The 17,406-nt window shown below is 56.4% G+C and carries 14 protein-coding genes and 1 riboswitch; of the genes, 7 read left to right on the top strand and 7 right to left on the bottom strand.

The features are described 5' to 3' along the window. Positions 1-694 precede the first annotated feature (694 nt). Together VFX97_15070 and VFX97_15065 are read right to left on the bottom strand one after the other, a co-directional pair. Entirely contained in the window at positions 695-1,123 is a 429-nt protein-coding gene (locus VFX97_15070) for an ester cyclase (GenBank protein ID HEX5704520.1), read from the bottom strand. An 89-nt stretch (positions 1,124-1,212) separates the two neighbouring features. Further along, a complete protein-coding gene (locus VFX97_15065) occupies positions 1,213-2,166 on the bottom strand; it encodes a diacylglycerol kinase family protein (protein HEX5704519.1) in 954 nt (317 codons plus the stop codon). A 128-nt stretch (positions 2,167-2,294) separates the two neighbouring features. Between VFX97_15065 and VFX97_15060 the strand changes: the two genes are divergently transcribed. Further along, positions 2,295-2,753 (top strand): hypothetical protein, encoded by a 459-nt coding sequence (locus VFX97_15060; GenBank protein ID HEX5704518.1) that lies wholly within the window; start codon positions 2,295-2,297, stop codon positions 2,751-2,753. Between the two features lie 32 nt (positions 2,754-2,785). Here the strand turns inward: VFX97_15060 and VFX97_15055 are convergent, their stop codons facing one another. The 3 genes from VFX97_15055 to VFX97_15045 form a co-directional block, all read right to left on the bottom strand. Next, positions 2,786-3,739, bottom strand: a complete 954-nt coding sequence (locus VFX97_15055; protein ID HEX5704517.1) for a lysophospholipid acyltransferase family protein — start codon at positions 3,737-3,739, stop codon at positions 2,786-2,788. Beyond that, positions 3,736-7,260: a methionine synthase gene (gene metH, locus VFX97_15050; GenBank protein HEX5704516.1), complete on the bottom strand. Its 3,525-nt coding sequence runs from the start codon at positions 7,258-7,260 to the stop codon at positions 3,736-3,738. The genes VFX97_15055 and metH overlap by 4 nt, the downstream gene beginning before the upstream one ends. A 156-nt stretch (positions 7,261-7,416) precedes the next feature. Beyond that, positions 7,417-7,492, bottom strand: a riboswitch (SAM riboswitch). Between the two features lie 73 nt (positions 7,493-7,565). Next, the gene (locus VFX97_15045) at positions 7,566-8,378 is read right to left on the bottom strand and encodes a hypothetical protein (protein ID HEX5704515.1); all 813 of its coding nucleotides are present in this window, start codon (positions 8,376-8,378) and stop codon (positions 7,566-7,568) included. Between the two features lie 171 nt (positions 8,379-8,549). On the opposite strand from VFX97_15045, the gene coaD reads away from it, so the two are divergent. Continuing rightward, positions 8,550-9,125, top strand: a complete 576-nt coding sequence (gene coaD / locus VFX97_15040; protein ID HEX5704514.1) for a pantetheine-phosphate adenylyltransferase — start codon at positions 8,550-8,552, stop codon at positions 9,123-9,125. Between the two features lie 3 nt (positions 9,126-9,128). Beyond that, entirely contained in the window at positions 9,129-10,331 is a 1,203-nt protein-coding gene (locus VFX97_15035) for a pyridoxal phosphate-dependent aminotransferase (GenBank protein ID HEX5704513.1), read from the top strand. Positions 10,332-10,492: 161 nt separating this feature from the next. On the opposite strand, the gene VFX97_15030 is transcribed toward VFX97_15035, so the two are convergent. Further along, positions 10,493-12,028 (bottom strand): energy transducer TonB, encoded by a 1,536-nt coding sequence (locus tag VFX97_15030; protein HEX5704512.1) that lies wholly within the window; start codon positions 12,026-12,028, stop codon positions 10,493-10,495. Positions 12,029-12,251: 223 nt separating this feature from the next. Beyond that, positions 12,252-12,827 (bottom strand): sigma-70 family RNA polymerase sigma factor, encoded by a 576-nt coding sequence (locus tag VFX97_15025; protein HEX5704511.1) that lies wholly within the window; start codon positions 12,825-12,827, stop codon positions 12,252-12,254. A 368-nt stretch (positions 12,828-13,195) separates the two neighbouring features. Between VFX97_15025 and VFX97_15020 the strand changes: the two genes are divergently transcribed. The 4 genes from VFX97_15020 to VFX97_15005 all read left to right on the top strand — a co-directional run bounded on the left by VFX97_15020 (position 13,196) and on the right by VFX97_15005 (position 17,400). Next, a complete protein-coding gene (locus VFX97_15020; GenBank protein HEX5704510.1) occupies positions 13,196-14,587 on the top strand; it encodes an insulinase family protein in 1,392 nt (463 codons plus the stop codon). Positions 14,588-14,637: 50 nt separating this feature from the next. Further along, positions 14,638-15,354, top strand: a complete 717-nt coding sequence (gene ubiE, locus VFX97_15015) for a bifunctional demethylmenaquinone methyltransferase/2-methoxy-6-polyprenyl-1,4-benzoquinol methylase UbiE (protein ID HEX5704509.1) — start codon at positions 14,638-14,640, stop codon at positions 15,352-15,354. Positions 15,355-15,595: 241 nt separating this feature from the next. Continuing rightward, on the top strand, positions 15,596-16,588 hold the full coding sequence (locus VFX97_15010; GenBank protein ID HEX5704508.1) for an ABC transporter permease: 993 nt from the start codon (positions 15,596-15,598) through the stop codon (positions 16,586-16,588). Next, complete coding sequence (locus VFX97_15005; protein HEX5704507.1) at positions 16,585-17,400, top strand: ABC transporter permease; 816 nt, start codon at positions 16,585-16,587, stop codon at positions 17,398-17,400. Before VFX97_15010 ends, VFX97_15005 begins: the two co-directional genes overlap by 4 nt. The last annotated feature ends 6 nt before the right edge of the window (positions 17,401-17,406 follow it).

The raw sequence follows: 17,406 nt of genomic DNA, 5'->3' as shown, positions 1-17,406 counted from the left end.
TCCACGGTGATGGTCTGCCCCGCCAGAGTCTCCGTAGGAATTGAAACATAGGTATCTCGACTGCTGAGTTTCCTGGAAAGTTCCTCATCACCATGGACAGACCAAACGAATTTGAATGCTGATGACCGATGCATGACAACCTTGCAGGTAATAGGAGTTCCCTCCTTCACCTCGTCATAGCAAATCACGGAAATCGGGGAACAGAAGTTTTCGTGTGTGTGCGCACAATCCCGGCACTCCTGGACCTTTACGGTCACGGAGGAAACGACAGGACGTTTCTTATTGTCTCGAACTTCAACGGTCGCCGTGTAGATGCCCGGCGACACTCCAGTGAGATCCCAGACAACGTGGTTCCCCTCACCGACGAGCTTCCCGACTCCGGATGTATACGCGTAAACGGGATTTCGGAAACCGTCTGTTTGGGATATCAAAGTAACCTGCAGGTCATTGGCGGGACATCCGTCATAGATAGAGCGCATGCCGGGCGGACAAGGAATCATGACTAAGGTCTTCGAGGCATGTAGGACTACGGATCGCTTGCTTTTCAACCATTCGTTTGCGACCGCCCGTGATGAGATTGCAGAGGCGAGCAAGAAACATGTAACTGCCGCGATTAAGATCATGCGTATTCGTTTCGGCACGGTGTCACGCATGCGAACTCCGCTAGACTTCTCGTGAGACGGGAAAGCTCACCTCACCGGCCTAGCTGCCTATACATCTTCGCGAAATCAAAGTTGTTCCAGACCTCGACAAACATCCCATTTTCGACTCGCCCGATACCGATGCCGTCGAAGTCGACCATTGACTCAGTGGCTTTGAATCCGAGGCTGTCGCCTTCGTGCTTTCCTCTGACCGAGCAGCGCGCGGCCACTTTGTCACCTTCAGCCAGCACGTCTTCGACGACGACTTCGATGTGGGGAAACGCTTCACGAAACTGCGCGTGAAAAGGCAGGAAGCCGGTCGCGCCGCGCAGTGGGCTGTCGGAGTCTCCGGATAAACCGTGACTCACGCATTCTTCCGACATCATTTCGCTGATTGCTTCGGCGCGGCCTTTGTTCCAAACCTCTTCGAACCACCGACGGATGAGAGCTTTGTTGGCCTCTTGAGTGTTTTGTTCTGTCATGAGGAATCTCCTATTAGGTACGCACGCCTCTGGCGTGCTGCATACCACAGACATGGTAACCGGTGCAGCACGCCAGAGGCGTGCGTACCCTATGGAAACCGAACGCGCAATGCCTTCGGCACGATTTGAAAAGTTGATGGCAGCCGGCCGACAACCTCGCCATCCAATTCGACGCGTACTTCTTTTTCTTTGTTTGCCGGGCGGGCGACCACCTGCTTCGCGAGTGCATGCGTCACCTCGCTCATGCGCAGGTGGGCGCCGAGATACAGTCGCGGCGCATTCGTGAGCAAACGAAAGGAATTCGCATCGCCGATCGTGATGACGTCGAAGTAGCCGTCATCGAGCTTTGCATCCGGAGCTATCTTCATCGCGCCGCCATAGTAACGGGCATTGGCGACGCAGAATTCCGCCACGCGCAGACGGCGCTCCGCAGCTTCATCGATCTCTACCAGGACATCTGCAGGCGAAGCTGACAGCGTCGTCTGAACTGTCGCCGCCGCGTACGAAAGTTTGCTGGTGACTTTGCGCGGCGTAAACGCCGGCACCCATTTCTTCGCCTCACCACTGGCCGCCCGATCCAGGACTTCGGTGCTCATGCCGAAGCTGCCGACATTAATTGAGTAGCGTGTCTCACGCTCGCCGGCATCGTTAATAAACGTCACGCGCACTGCATCAATCGTGTGGGCGCGGCCGTTGCGGAGCGCGCGTGACGCCTCGGCGACGTTGTTCGAAATGCCGATACTGCGACGAAAGTCGCTGCCCGTGCCTGCCGGCAAGATTCCCAATTGAGATTCAGTGTTTGACTCGATGATTCCGTTTGCGACTTCCGAGATCGTCCCATCACCCCCGCAGGCGATGATAAGTTTCGTGCCCTGCTTTGCCGCCTCGGCCGCCAGCGAACGCGCGTGACCCGCGCTGTCAGTGAACGCCACGGTGAATGATCCAAAGTGCGTGCGCAGGTCGCTGGCAATCTTCGGCCATTTATCTTCCGTGGCGCCGTCGGCGGAAGCAGGATTGACGATTACGAGCGGTGAAGTTCCCAAAGTGTTCTCGCCTCACAAAGAGACCGAATGTTATAGGATAACCACTGAATTAGGAACACTCGCGCTGGCCGCAGTAAACTCCGTTGCGAAGTCGTAAGCGTGGCAGAGAAAAGCGAGGTCGTCTGAAGATGAAGTCTCACGGGAAGTTGATTGGCGCCGGTGTCGTGCTGTTTGTCGTCCTGGCGTGCAATCTCAGCACCAACAACAACCAAAAACCGACGAACACCGGCGGCAGCACGACAGAGCCCAAGGTTCTCGGCGAGTTTACCAATCGATATAAAATGGTGAACAAGTATGTGCTGGTGGGAAAAGGCCTGACGGATGCTCAACTTATCGAGCTGGCGAAAGACCTGCATCGCAAGGAACCCGCAGTCACGTTCTGGTTTCTGGATGACGACAGTAAGTCTGCTGAGATGATGACCTGGGTCCACGCCTACGCAGAAGGCGAGGCGGATACAACCGATCCGATTACTAATTGGATGAGTGATCACATCGTCGCTAATCTCCAACAGTACTTACGCGACGGCGGACGCTACTGGGCCCTTTCTAAAGGAATGATGGGCGACAAGATTGCCGAAATCGAATAATTGCATCGGTGTCACTCTTAACTCGCCACTCATCACTCATCACTCATCACTTTCCGATCAGCCTCACCGAGTTCCGCAATCTTACTCATGACGAACTCGCCGATCGCTTTGTATGTGCGCACGTGATCTTTCATCGCAATGAACTGCGATAGGTCAAGCCGCTCTCCAAAATGAATGCGAATCTTGGCGCCGCCGAACCAATTTCCCAAAACCTGTTTCGGCAAATGGTTCCCGAGGCCGGCGATGAATACGGGAATCACCTGCGGGTTCGCGTCTTTAATTAGTTTCCCGACGCCAGGCTGCGGACGCAGATACGAATACGGATCGTCATTCTTGTTGCGCGTGCCTTCAGGATGAAAACCAATCACGTTGCCGGCGCCTTCGCTGCTAATCTGGGCGAGCCGTCGCATCGAATACTTGTCGAATACTCGCTTTTCCGGAAGTGGGTTTCCTCCGGCGCTGAAAAACGGCGGGTACATCGACCACCAACCCATGACCAGATTCACAAACATGCCGAGCGGATTTTGATAATAAAAACGGCCGCGCACGGGAAAGAAAAGCTGCTTTTGCCAGGGTGTCTTGCGAAACAGCGTCGTCGAAACCACGTACATGTCAAAGAACGATCGGTGGTTGGCGACGAGCAGCAACGGGCGCGATTGATCGATGGCTTCAACGTGTTCAAGCCCGTACACGCGCATCAGGTTGTAAGTCGAAATATGAATCCAGCCAGCCCCGAAGAAGGTCTGGCACCAAGTCCAGAAACGCTTCCAGCCGCCCAGGTTCATGCGATGCGTGACGCGAAAGGCGAAACGCTCGAAAGGCGAGAGGACGGCGAGTTCTTCGGCAGTTGGTTCTAGAGGTCGTCCAATGTCCGACGTCCAATGTCCAATGTCCGCTCTAGCTTCGTCCGATCCTTCTGCTACGGCACGATCCGATGGGTTCGGATTACGAACGTTGGACTTTGGACTTTGGACCTCAGACATCATTCGATCGAGAAGTATCGCGCTTCCGGATGATGGATGATGATAGCAGAAGTCGATTGCTCGGGATCTAGTTGGAACTCTTCGGTCAGTTCAACATTAATGCGCGAAGGATCGAGCAAATCGAAAAGCTTCGTTTGGTCTTCCAGATTGGGACACGCCGGATAACCGAAGCTAAAGCGCGAGCCTTGATAGCCCTGCCGGAACAACTCATTCAAATTCTGCGCGTCCTTGCCGGCAATCCCGAGTTGTTCGCGAATCTGTTTGTGCCAGAGTTCTGCTAAAGCTTCGGCGCCCTCGACACTCAGCCCGTGAAAATACAGATACTCCGCATAGTTGTCGCTCTTAAAAAGCTCTTGCGAGTACTCGCTGGCGCGCCGGCCCATCGTCACCAGGTGAAAGGCAGCAACGTCGGTGCGGCCGGAATCGACTGAAGCGAAATAATCCGCGAGACAGAGATGTTTTCCCGCAGGCTGTCGCGGGAACGTGAAGCGGGTCCGTTCCGTCCTTCCGTCATCCTGATAAATGATCAGGTCATTGCCGGACGACTGGCAGCGGAAGTATCCGTAGACAACTTTCGGAATCAGCAAGCCGTGCTGCTCGCTACGCTGCTTGAGCTCTTCGTAAACGGGCCTGACGTGTTCGGCGACGATGGCCTGATATTCTTCCGCTGATTTCTTTCCCTGCTTAAACTGCCACTGACCTTTGAAGAGCGCGGTCTCGTTGACGTAAGTGAAGACATCTTTTAGCGGGATGTCATCAACGACGCGCGAGCCGAGGAATGGCGGATCGGGGATTGGCACGTCAGCGGCGACATGGGAGCGCGTGGTATGGGTCGTGTCCCCGCTCGGCCCCCAGGTGCGCACGCGGGTCGGCTTGCGGATGCCGAGTTTCGCTTCCTCACCAATCAACACTTCTTCTTCGCCATCATCCAAACCCACGGCTTGGTCGGACCCAGTCGCTACCGCTCCCGGTACTGACACTCCGCCATTCATCAATTTGTCCATCGTATGCAGACCGGCAAAAGCATCGCGCGCGTAATAGAGCGTGCCCTTGTAAAGCGACTTCAAATCATCTTCGACATAACGACGCGTCAGCGCCGCGCCGCCGAGCACAACCGGCACTTTGATGTCGCGCTCGTTCATCACCTCAAGGTTCTCTTTCATGATGAGCGTCGATTTGACTAGCAGACCACTCATGCCAATCGCGTCGGCCTTGTGTTCTTCGTGCGCGCTAAGGATCGTGTCGATCGTCTGCTTGATACCCAAATTGATCACGCGATAGCCGTTGTTCGTCAGGATAATATCGACCAGGTTTTTGCCGATGTCGTGCACGTCGCCTTTGACGGTCGCCAAAACCATCACGCCTTTCGAAGTCGCGCCGCCTTTCCTTTCCATGAAAGGCTCAAGAAAGCGGACCGCGGCTTTCATCGCTTCGGCCGATTGCAGTACAAACGGAAGCTGCATCTGACCGCTGCCGAAGAGATCGCCGACGACCTTCATCCCCTCGAGCAGAATGTTGTTGATGATGTCGAGCGCTGAGTATTGCTCGAGCGCCAACTTCAAATTGTCTTCCAGTCCCTGCTTCTCGCCATCGATAATGTGATACTTCAGGCGTTCTTCGACGGTTTCCCCGCGGGCTTCCTTCTTCTTCGATTTCGTAGTGACGCCTTCGAAAAGCCTGGTGAACTCGGTGAGCGGATCGTAGGTGCAGACATCCCCTTCAAATTCGCGCCGGTCGTAAATCAGATCGAGCGCGACCTTCAGTTGGCGTTCTTCAATCCGATTGAGCGGCTCGATCTTGCTGGCGTTGACGATCGCTGAGTCCAGACCCGCAGCCACCGCTTCATGAAGGAAGACTGAATTAAGCACAATGCGCGAGGCCGGGTTTAATCCAAACGAAACGTTTGAGACGCCAAGAATGGTGAAGACACCGGGAAGCTCAGCTTTGATCCGGCGAATGCCGTCGATCGTTTCCGCGGCGTTGCGACGATCTTCTTCGATACCCGTGGAAATCGGCAGCGCAAGTGGGTCAAAGAAAATGTCATCGGCGGGAATTCCGTACTTCTCGGTCGCCTGTTCGTAAGCGCGCTTCGCGATGTTGAATTTGCCTGCGGCGGTGCGCGCCATTCCTTCTTCGTCGATGGTGCCGATGACGACGCTGGCGCCGTACTCCTTAGCCAGATCCAGAACTTTGGCAAAGCGCGGCTCGCCGTCTTCATAGTTAGTCGAGTTCAGAATTGATTTGCCGCCGGCATGTTGCAGCCCTGCTTCCATCTTCTGCCACTCAGTTGAGTCAAACATCAAAGGAATCTTGACGTTCGTGACCAGCCGCGAAGCGAGTTCATGCATGTCTTTCTCGCCGTCGCGTCCAACGAAATCAACGTTCACGTCGAGCACGTGGGCGCCTTCGCGTTCCTGTTCGCGCGCCAGCGAAACCAAGCCGTCCCAGTCTTCCGCATTCAGCAAGTCGCGCATCTTCTTCGAACCGCTGGCGTTGACGCGCTCGCCAATGATGAGAAACGAAGTGTCCTGCCGGTAGGGCTGCTGGATGAATATTGACGACGAGGCGGCGGTGCGGGGCACATCGCGTTTTAGCGGCGTCAAGTCCTTCACCGCGTCAACAACCGCCTTCAAGTGCGCCGGCGTTGTCCCGCAACAGCCGCCGACAATGTTCACGCCAAAGTCGCGGGCGAAGTGCGCGAGGTCTTTGGATAACGATTCGGGCGATTCTTTGAAGACTGCGTGGCCGCCCACGTTTTCGGGAATCCCTGCGTTGGGAATGACCGACACCGGGAATTTCGAATTCTGACAAAGATAGCGAACGTTCTCAGCCATCTGTTGCGGGCCGGTCGCGCAGTTCATGCCGATCACATCAATCGGAAAAGGCTCGATCGCGGTGAGCGCCGCGCCGATTTCAGTCCCCATCAGCATCGTGCCGAAGGCTTCGATGGTGACCTGCGCAATCACCGGCACGCGCCGCTTCGACGCTTCAAACTCCTCGAAGATCGCCGCCAGCGCCGATTTGGTTTGCAAAATGTCCTGGCAGGTTTCGACAATCAGGAGGTCAGCGCCGCCGTCGAGCAGTCCGCGTGCCTGCTCGCGATACGACGCTTTCATGTCGAGGAACGAAATGTGACCGAGGGTCGGCAGTTTTGTCGTCGGGCCCATCGAACCCGCCACCCAACGCGGCTTTTCTTTGGTCGAGAAATCTGCGGCCACGCGTTTGGCTAGTTGGGCAGCCTTCACGTTCAAGTCATAAGCCAGATGCGCGATCTGATATTCCGCCAGCACGATTGAGGCGCCGCCGAACGAATCTGTTTCGACCACGTCGCACCCGACTTCGAGAAATCCCGCGTGAACGTTTTCGACGGCGTCAGGACGGCTGATCAGCAGATGTTCCGGACAGCCTTCGAATTGTGGGCCGCCGTAATCATCAACGGTCAGGTCCTGCGCGTGCAGGTTGGTGCCCATCGCGCCATCAAAGACGACGATGCGCTCTTTTAAAGTTTGAAGAAAAGTTTTCACTTGGCGATCTGTTTGGTCTTTGCTCTTTGGTCTTGGGCCTTAGGTCTTTCGCCGCGAGTTCAAAGGCCAAAGACCAAAGTCCAAAGACCTTCATCCAAGCAAAAGCCCCGCGCTGACAACGCGGGGCCTTTCTTTGAACCTTTTAGAAAGCAGCGGTTGAAAGACTCGCCGAGCTGTTTAGCGGATTGTTTTACGTGGCCGCAAGTCGCCTTAACTCACCACGTTTTATCAATCGTCATTGAAACATCGCCGGTCAGAAGTGTCAAGAAACGACTGTCCTGCACAGCAGATTCAAAAGCTTCGCTTCACGCGGATTCCGAGGCGGGTTTGTTTTCGGTTTTATCTGACGGATTCTCCACAGGGGCGCGCTCTTGGTCATGGTAGTTAAGCTGTTTTCTGGCGTTGCGAAAGACTAAATAGCCCAGAATCGCTGCGCCGATGCCGATCAAATTCCTGGGTGCATTCGGCCAAAGGCCTGTGGTAATTGGAAGCGAAAGCAGCCCGTGCGCTATCAGGAAAGACCAGCCGCCAAGCACCGCACCATAGATTAACGCCAGACCCTGGTCGTGCTTTACTTTCACCCCCAGGAACGTCATCAATTCAGGCTCCGTGGGTTCCGTGGGTTTCCCGTCACGTTCTTCACCACGGACCTTCCAGCCTTGAATTAGAGTTTTTGCAACCGCCTTTCTAACGTACTTCGGTCTTTCGCTAAAAAGTCCGGGTCCACTCTTGTCCGAAGTAGGGATAAGATCCAATCGGCCTTCGAGCGCTTTCGCGCGATGCATCGCCGCTTCGTAAAGCTGGCTGTTTCGTAATTCATAGACGGCGATCCCGAGCGTGGTCAGAAAACCCACCGCCCCGAAAACGATCCTGGTTGCGGGTAGGGCGTTATTTGGCAGGAGCGCATTTGCAATCGCGATGATGGCCGTCACAAAGACTAGACAACGAAAACGGATGTCCGTCAGAAGCTTTATGATCTCGACCGCGGTTTGGTAGTCGGCTCGGAGGGCGGCCGTGTCTTCAGCCGTGGTATCCGCGCTACGCTCGGCAAAGGATTTAGCGACTTGCACAACTATTGTCCCAATCTGCTCATATTCAAGCCGCTTTTGCTCGGACACATTGTTCGCTGGTATTCCAGATTGATCTCCATTGTGCATAGGTCAATTCACCTCAGACTAACCAGAAATCGGATAGATCAAGCCCGGCGCGAGCAAGCGGGGTCTTAATACTCTTTTCCACCCCGCTTATCAAACAGGCTGACGAACCGCCGAGGAATTATCTTTCGCGGCATGAAGACCGAAGTTCCCGCTTTTCTATTTACCATTTACGATTTACCATCTTCGCTCATGCGCCGCGCCATCTATCCCGGCTCGTTCGACCCCGTCACCAACGGTCACCTCGATATCATTCAACGCGGGTGCAAACTTTTCGACGAAATCATCGTTGCCATCCTGGTCAATCCTGACAAGACGCCTTTCTTCTCGGTCGAAGAGCGCAGCGAGATTCTGGCCGGCGTGCTCAAAGACATTGAGCAGGGTGGCTGCAATGTTGTCGTGGAGAGTTTCGAGGGATTACTGGTTCAGTATGCCGCCGAACGCCAGGCCAACGCGATTGTGCGTGGCATTCGCGCGATTTCAGATTATGAATATGAGTTGCAGATGGCTTTGATGAACCGGCGACTCGAGCCGAGTCTCGAGACTGTGTTCATGATGCCGGCTGAGGAGTACTCGTACGTCAGTTCGCGACTCGTCAAGGAAGTTTTTCACCTCGGTGGCAACATTGACGGGCTGGTTCCGCCATTGGTGGAAGAACGTATGCGTGCGAAGTCCAAAGTCCAAAGTCCAAAGTCCAAAATCGGAAACTAAGTTATGTCAGCTCCGAAGTTCTCTTCAGGCTTCCCAGTTTCAGAACGCGTCAGTGAGATGAAAGCGTCTTCGACACTGGCGGCGATGCAGGCGGCGGAAGCCATGCGCGCGGAGGGCGTCGATGTAGTCGATCTCGGAGCGGGCGAGCCGGATTTCGACACGCCGCAAAACATTAAAGATGCAGCGCTCGAAGCGATGCGCGCGGGACAAACCAAGTACACGCCGACGGCCGGCACCCGAAAACTTCAGCAGGCAATCATCGACTTCTACCAACGCGAGTTCAGCGCCGCGTACGAACGCAACGAAGTGATGGCGACGGCGGGAGGCAAGCAAGCGGTCTTTAATGCGGTCGTTTGCCTGATCAATGCGGGCGATGAGGTCCTGATTCCGAAGCCTTACTGGGTTACGTTTCCCGAGATCGTCACGTTCGCTCGTGGGAAGTCGGTTTTTATCGAGACGGAAGCAAATGACTTTGTGCTCACGGCTGACATGGTCCGCGACGCCATTACGCCGAAAACAAAGCTGATCATTCTAAACTCACCATCGAACCCTTCCGGTCGCATCATTCCGCCCGAGGAATTCGAGCGCATTCTCGAAATCATCGCCGAGCATGATGCTTACGCCATCTCGGACGAATGCTATCTGCGCTTTGTCTATCCACCGAACAAGGTTTTCAGCGCGGCATCTCTGCGGCCAGAATTGCGCCGCCGGCTCTGCATTGCCGGATCCTTTTCAAAGACTTACGCGATGACCGGGTGGCGCGTCGGCTACTCGCTGGCAAACGCGGACTGGACGCGCGCGATGCTGAAAGTGCAGGGGCATTCAACCAGTAACACAACTTCGATTGCGCAGGCGGCGGCCACCGAAGCTTTCAACGGCCCGCAGGAATCAGTCGCGGAGATGCTCTCTGAATACACGCGCCGCCGCGAGTGGTTGCTGAATGCGCTGAACGAGATTCCCGGGCTCCGTTGTCCGCGTCCGGAAGGCGCGTTCTATGCTTTCCCGGATGTGCGTGGCTGCCTGAAAGGCGAGCTGCAGTCTTCGGCCGATTTCATGAACGTGTTGCTTGAAAAGGAGCAAACTGTGGTTACAGATGGCGCGGGTTTTGGAGCCGATGGATTCATTCGGATTTCTTACGCGACTTCGCTGGATCGTTTGCGTGAAGGTGTTGAGAGGATAAAGCGAGTGGTCGCGGGCGGCGGCTAATTTGGAGTGCGGCGGCTTAACGCCGCTTTGTCGTCGACCAGAAGAAAGCGCCGTCGAGCCGGCGCACTTCAAAAATAAAAAGAGGCGGGACAAGTCCCGCCTCTAATCGTTTTCAAGAGCCGGCAAGATACCGGCATACCGCACGAAGGATGCGCGCGCTCCTAGTACAGATTGAAGTTGTATTCCAACTGCATCCACATCGAGACTGGATGCCCGTCCTTCATCGCCGGAGTGAACTTGATTTGCTTCGCCGCGGCGATGGCGCGCTCGGTTAAGCCATCCGGCAAACCGCGAATCGTGGAGATGTTCGTGACCGAGCCGCTCGACGAGAATACTGCGCGCAGCACCACGGTTCCGGTGATTTGATTCTTGCGCGCCGATTCCGTGTACGAAGGCTCAGGTTTTGACAGCACGCGGGCGCGGCTGCTCACTTCGCTGCTGCGGAAGATTCGGTTGTAGTCGGTTCCGCCGCCACCACCGCCGGGGCCGCCGCCGCCTTCACGACGCGGACCGCCGCCAGTGTTACCGCCTTCACCGGGCCCGAAACCGCCACCGGATCCGGATCCCACACCGCCACCGGTGCCGGTGCCAATCCCATTGCCCGTTCCCGGACCTGACGAAAGCGTAGTCGACTTCGACTTCGGATCGCCGTAGGCCAAATTACGAGTGTCGGGCGGAAATAGAACCGGATCGGCATCGAGCGTCGCCGGCATCGGCAAAGATGGATTCTTAATTGGTGGAGGATTTGGATTCGGAGCGACCACCTGCGGGACCGTCAAAGACGCCTGGGGCAGTTTGCCCATTGACGCAGGATCCGACTGTTCGCGGCCACCGCCACCGCCGCCACCTGCCTTAATCTTTTCAGCCTTGCTGCCACCACCGCTTCCCTTCGCCATGCCGGCGGTTCCTTCGTCGGGGGTGGGCTGTTCGTTCGGTATATCCGAAATCATCTGCGTCAGCTCGACTTCGTCTTCAGCAGCGGCCGCCGCAGCCGCTTGTTGACGCCGGTCGAGCAAGAACACGCCGCCTACCAGCAGAAACAACAGCGCGAACCCGGCGATAATGCCCGATAGCACGTTGCGCGAGTCTGACGGCTTAGCGCCCATCACGGCCGCGCCGCGGTCGCGGCTCAGCCAGGTCGCGAATACGCCAAGCAGTCCAACAAATCCGATGATTGCGGCAATCATCATCGTCTTGCGCGACGGTCCGGCAGTTTGAGTCTTATCGAGGAAGTAGATGCCAATTACCATGGCAATCATTGCGACCACAGAAAGGAGCGAAGCGATCACCACGTCACGGCTGGAGAAAAACTTGCCGGCCATCTTCCCGTAACCCTGGAACGAACGCTTCACAAAGCCAAACGGATCGCGCTTGAACTCTGGCCAGGTCAACTTATAGTTGTGCGCCACGTTCCCTAACTCGCCGGCGAGCCGTGATGTCAATCCTCTGTCTTCCAGGATGGTGAGGTGAAATTCGCCGATGTTGCCGGCGGCAACTGCCGAAGGCGCCGCTGACACATTCGCCGGAACGGCGAAAGCCGCCGGCGCCGCCGTCACTGTCTCAACAGGGGAAACCGTTTCAGCCGGCGCAGTCTGGCTGGCCGCGGCGACAGGCGCGGCGGTTAAAGGCGTGCCGTCTACCGGACAAAAGCTAAACCTGTCAGCGAATTCTTCCTGGCAAGTGTTACAAAATTTCATGTTTACTACCTCGCTATCCCGCTGGGAATAAAGTACAGAAACGGACGCCGTTTGGCTGGTACTTTGTTGATAAGCAGCCGCCACACGGTTGTCCAACGACGCGGGAGTTTCGGGGACTCTCCACTGCCGAAGTAAATCCTTCAGGTCTTCGTCCTGCATGAACTTACCGTCAAAATCATTCATCATAAAACTCCGTCGCTCATGCAGGCGGGTCTGCTAATGCTTATGCCCGCCTCAATGTAGCAGCTTCGCGACCGTTTCGGAAATATCTATCAAGCCTGACCCGAAGCTTCTCACGCGCCCGAAAAAGCCTTTGCTTGACCGCGTTCGCGTCCGCCCCGACCACTTCGCCAATCTCAGCCAGCGACAACTCGTCGTACTCAAAAAGCACTAGCGCCTCTCGCTGAAGCGGCGGCAGGCCGGCAATCGCCTCCTGCACTTCGGCAGCCAACTCCTGATCAAGCAGCCGTGCGACCGGTGCATGCCGCTCGGCCATTGCCGGTTCGTCGGCCAATTCGTCGATCGCCGTCTCGCGTCCGAAGCTGTGGTAACGCTTCGCCGCCAGGTTCCGCGCCGTCGCATAGATGTACGTGCGCAGCGACGCGCGGTTCGAATCAAACCGGTTCGGCTCTTTTATCAAGCTCAGGAAGCAGTCGTGCGCGACATCCTCAGCGGCTTCGGCCGATCCCAATAACCGATACGCAAAGCGAAAGATCGGGTCGCGATACCGTTCGTACAGGATCTGAAATGCGGTCGTGTCGCCGCCGGCTGCGCTCGCCAGCAGCCGTTCATCTGTCAACTGATTCGCCAAACAAGCTCGATCCTGCAGGAATTGCTTCCTACTAGTTATTACTGCCAATCGCCCGGAAGTTACGAAAATATCTTTGAGGCCGGCCCGAAAAAATGCTCGGCGGCATGCGAATTATATCCCGCTCGTGGCGCTTCAGCACATCGAAAAGCGTGCCCAAGGCCTTTCGGCACAGGGCTTTGATGCGCTTTTGCAACCTCGGGTTGACGCTCTTTTAGGCGACATCTAAACTCTTTGACGCCGCATCCCAAAAAGCGCTGTGGGAGCGCGGGCATTCTGCCCGCCAGCTTCCAAGTTACCGATTGAGAAACTGGGATAACCTAAGGTGAGCAAGGCCTGAACTCCGCAGCTTCAACCGAATGACCCGAAAAACACTGAAATCGTCGCTGCTTCGCCGCAGCATCATGGTTCTGCTCTTGCTCGCGGCAATTTGGCCGCTGCCTGCCAGGGCCCAGTCCGCGCCCGAGCCGGAACGCGAAATGCTCCTTAACGGCCTGCGAATTCTGTACTGGCCGCAGCCGGGCAATCCGAATGTTTTGCTGAAGCTGAGGATTCATGCTGGCGCAGCGTTCGATTTGACCGACAGAGCGGGAATGATGGCGTTGCTTGGCGACGCTCTGTTTCCCGACCCAGCCACGCGCGAGTATATGACGGAAGAACTCGAGGGACGGCTGGAAGTCACGACAACGCACGACACGATCGACGTAACTCTCATCGGCAAATCGAGCGGGCTGGAACGGATGATCGACTTCCTGCGCGGCTCTGTGCTGACTACGCAGTTAGGCGTCGAGAGTGTTGCGACCATACGCACCGCCCGCGTCAAACTGTTGTCTGAGAAACCGGCGACGTTAGCCGACACCGCCGACCAGGCGATCGCCGCGCGCGTGCTCGGAACATTCCCGTACGCGCGTCCCGCGACCGGAACCGCGGCAAGTGTCGCGAAGGTTGAACGCGCCGATTTGCTGCTGGCACGAGAACGGTTTTTGAATGCGGACAATGCCTCGCTCGCGGTTGTCGGTGGCGTTGAGAAGCCGAGGATGATGCGCGCGCTACGGCAATTGCTCGGACTCTGGGGAAAATCTGATCGAACCATTCCCCCAACATTTCGCCAGCCGGGCGCCCCGGACACGCGCGTGCTGGTCGTCGATAGCCCGGGGGCAACGAACGCGGAAATTCGGCTGGCCATTCGCGGCCTGGCACGCAGTGATAAAGACGCTCTCGCAGCGGACGTGCTGGCGCTAATTATCCGCGACCGTTGGAAAACGGCTGTGCCTGATTTATCTCAGGTTTCAGTTCGGGATGAGGCTCATGTACTGCCCGGTATCTTCGTTTTGAGTGCGTCACTACCAACCGGCAACGCCGCCAAAGCTACGACCGCGGCGCAGGACGTCATTAAGTCCCTTATCCAGACCGGCCCGACCGCTCAGGAGCTTGAAAGTGCGCGCGGTGCCGTGCTGAACCAACTATCAACCGAATTTTCGCAGCCGGAATCGATGAGTACGCATTGGCTGGACATGGATACTTTCAAGTCCGCGCGGCCGAGCACGGTGGCGACTCTGATTCGCAGTCTTACGCCGGCGGATATTCAACGCGTCACTGCCAGACTCTTCAAAGACGTCGCGATGGCCACGGTCGTCGCCGGCAACTCTGAACAACTCAAAGCGACCTTCACCGGCAACGTCGAAATCAAATCTGCGGTTGCGCCCGAAGCAAAACCGATCGATCCTGTCGTGCCGACAAAAAAACCCTGACGGATTTATTAACCCTATCGCAAGGCACTTGCAACCATCGGCCTCATGCCATGGGATTAACTGAACCTGCGAACAATTTGCCTGAAGATCACGCGCGGCGGGTGCGCGAAATGTTCGCGCGAATCTCTCCGCGCTACGATCTTCTAAATCATCTGCTGTCGGGAAACATCGACAGGAGATGGCGGCGACGGGTCGTCAGAGCATTAGCGCCGCTGCTGCCGGACAACGCACAAGTCCTTGACGTAGCATGCGGAACGGGCGACCTGAGCATCGAGTTCTTTGAAGCAAGCAAAGCCAAAATAATCGGTCTCGACTTTTGCCGGCCGATGTTGGATCTGGCGAAAGCCAAGACGCGCGACGTGCCACTGATAGAAGGAGACGCGCTGCGTCTGCCCTTCGCCGACGGCACATTCGACGCCGTCACGATCGGTTTTGGCCTGCGAAATCTTGCCAGCGTTCAAAACGGCCTGCGCGAGTTGCGTCGCATCCTGAAACCTGATGGATGGGTAGCCGTGCTGGAGTTTTCTACGCCGGTGCGCGGCCTGCGCGGGTTCGTCGGCTTTTACAACGCGCGCGTTCTGCCGCGGTTGGGCGGGTGGCTGAGCGGTTCACGCAGCGCTTACCAATATCTGCCGGATTCGATTTCGCACTTTCCGAATCAGACGGAATTGGCGGCGATGATGCGCGAGGCAGGCTTTGCAGATGTGAAGTTTGAAAATTTGACGGGTGGCGTAGCGGCTTTGCATTTGGGCCGCCGGACAGACTGAAGTCTGTATCACATAACGAGATTGGTTGGGCTCAAGAGGGCTGTCAACCAAAACAACGTAGTCCGTAGGATTTGCCAGTTGGTGGATGCGGTTGTCGGGGCCGCTACTGTCGACGAAGCAAGTCTCCGCGGGCTACGTTTGTTTTGGGAGCCCAGGCCTCCCGCCTGCTTCTTAGAGCCGAGGGCGCCGTAATCTGCTATTATCCGCGCTCGCTCCAAATTTATTCAGCTTTCTTCCAAGCATGAAGCAGAAACTGTTCGGAGTACTGCGCCGCATTGGCTTCCTCGTACTTGTCGTCTGGACGGTGGTCTCGCTGGTCACGCTGTTGATAGAACTCGTGCCCGGCGACCCGGCGATTGCGGTCCTCGGCGAGCAAGCAACACCCGAACAGCTCGCGCAGTTTCGTTCTAAACACGGTCTCGATCGCCCACCCTTCTTTTTTGGATTTCCCGTCGATCAAAGCGGTCAGCGTCAATTCACCTGGCACGGGCTCAATAACCGTTACGCAGATTACTGGGGCTCGATCCTCCGCGGCGACCTGGGCACGTCCTTTCGCACTGAGCGCCCGGTCTTCGAATTAATAGCTGAGCGCTATCCCGCGACCATTCAACTGGCAATTACGGCGATGTTCATCGCTGTCTGCATCGCCATTCCGCTGGGCGTCATCGCGGGAAAGAATCGGGGCACCTGGCTCGACAACGCGCTCTCGGTGATTGCCCTGGTGGGGATTAGTCTGCCCAGTTTCGTCATCGGCCCGATGCTCGTCTACATCTTTGCCGTGAAACTCGGCTGGCTCGCGCCTTCTGGCCGCTTTGATTGGAGCGACATCATCCTGCCCTCATTCACTTTGGGTGCAGCCTTGTCGGCCATTCTGACACGCATGGTGCGTTCATCAGTGATTGAGGAACTCGGCGAGCCATACGTTCGCACCGCGCGTGCGAAAGGCCTCAGTGAACGAACGGTGGTTTACAAGCACGTACTCAAGAATGGCTTGATTCCGGTGGTGACGGTGCTCGGCCTGCAGCTTGGCGTGTTGTTGGCAGGCGCAATCATCACGGAAAAGATTTTTGGCTGGCCGGGACTAGGACTTCTCTTATTGGAAGACGGAATTAGTAAACGCGACTACAGCGTGGTGCAGGGCTGCGTCCTGGCGATTAGCACGACTTACATCATCGCGAACACTTTGACAGATGTTCTGTATCGCTGGCTGGATCCGAGGATTCGCGTGTCATGAGCAGACTAAGCATTGTTGGTTTGGTTATCGTCGTCTTTGTCGTGATCGTCGCGCTGGCCGCGCCATTGATCGCGACGCATGATGTGGGCGAAACAAACCTTTCAATGCGTTACCTCGGACCGTCGGCGGATCATTGGTTCGGCACGGATTCAACGGGCCGCGACATTTTTTCGCGGGTCGTCTACGGCGCGCAAATTTCGCTCAAAGTCGGAATCATCGTCGTTGCCGTCTCAGCGCTCTTCGGGACTTTCATCGGTTCGATTGCGGGTTTTTACGGCGGCTGGATTGATCGATTTCTCTCCGGCTACGTTTTCAATGTATTTCTCGCGTTTCCCGGATTGTTGCTGGCGATTGCACTAGTGGCGTTTCTTGGCGCGGGTCTCAACAAACTAATTTTCGCGCTCTGCATCATTGGTTGGGTTGGTTACGCGCGCCTAATTCGCGCGCAGGTCCTGAAAGTGCGCGAGTACGATTTTGTGCAGGCCGCGCGAGCGCTGGGTGCAGGTGACTTGCGAATCCTGACCATCCACATTCTGCCCAATGCTATTCAGCCGCTAATCGTGCAGGCCAGTCTCGGGATGGCCGGTGCGGTCCTGTCGGAAGCGGCACTTTCATTTCTCGGCTTGGGCGTCCCGCCGCCATCGCCCTCATGGGGCGTGATGATTGAAGAAGCCCGCGACCTCTCAACCTTGCAGGCCGCTCCCCACGCGCTAATCTTTCCCGGGATCGCCATTGCTTTGACGGTGCTCGCCTTCAACTTTATTGGTGATGGGCTGCGCGAGTACCTCGACCCCAAACAACGGCGCAGATAAACTTTC

The sequence above is a fragment of the Pyrinomonadaceae bacterium genome (genome assembly GCA_036277115.1).
In the GTDB taxonomy this organism is placed as follows: Bacteria; Acidobacteriota; Blastocatellia; order Pyrinomonadales; family Pyrinomonadaceae; genus UBA11740.
Note: the sequence above shows the minus strand (reverse complement) of the source record. Positions and strands in the feature narration are given on the sequence as shown.

Coding starts and splice junctions, on each gene's coding strand:
- VFX97_15030 (HEX5704512.1), bottom strand. CDS start 12,028: ATGAAATTTTGTAACACTTGCCAGGAAGAATTCGCTGACAGGTTTAGC.
- VFX97_15010 (HEX5704508.1), top strand. CDS start 15,596: ATGAAGCAGAAACTGTTCGGAGTACTGCGCCGCATTGGCTTCCTCGTA.
- coaD (HEX5704514.1), top strand. CDS start 8,550: ATGAAGACCGAAGTTCCCGCTTTTCTATTTACCATTTACGATTTACCA.
- VFX97_15060 (HEX5704518.1), top strand. CDS start 2,295: ATGAAGTCTCACGGGAAGTTGATTGGCGCCGGTGTCGTGCTGTTTGTC.
- VFX97_15020 (HEX5704510.1), top strand. CDS start 13,196: ATGACCCGAAAAACACTGAAATCGTCGCTGCTTCGCCGCAGCATCATG.
- VFX97_15070 (HEX5704520.1), bottom strand. CDS start 1,123: ATGACAGAACAAAACACTCAAGAGGCCAACAAAGCTCTCATCCGTCGG.
- VFX97_15035 (HEX5704513.1), top strand. CDS start 9,129: ATGTCAGCTCCGAAGTTCTCTTCAGGCTTCCCAGTTTCAGAACGCGTC.
- VFX97_15005 (HEX5704507.1), top strand. CDS start 16,585: ATGAGCAGACTAAGCATTGTTGGTTTGGTTATCGTCGTCTTTGTCGTG.
- VFX97_15055 (HEX5704517.1), bottom strand. CDS start 3,739: ATGATGTCTGAGGTCCAAAGTCCAAAGTCCAACGTTCGTAATCCGAAC.
- ubiE (HEX5704509.1), top strand. CDS start 14,638: ATGGGATTAACTGAACCTGCGAACAATTTGCCTGAAGATCACGCGCGG.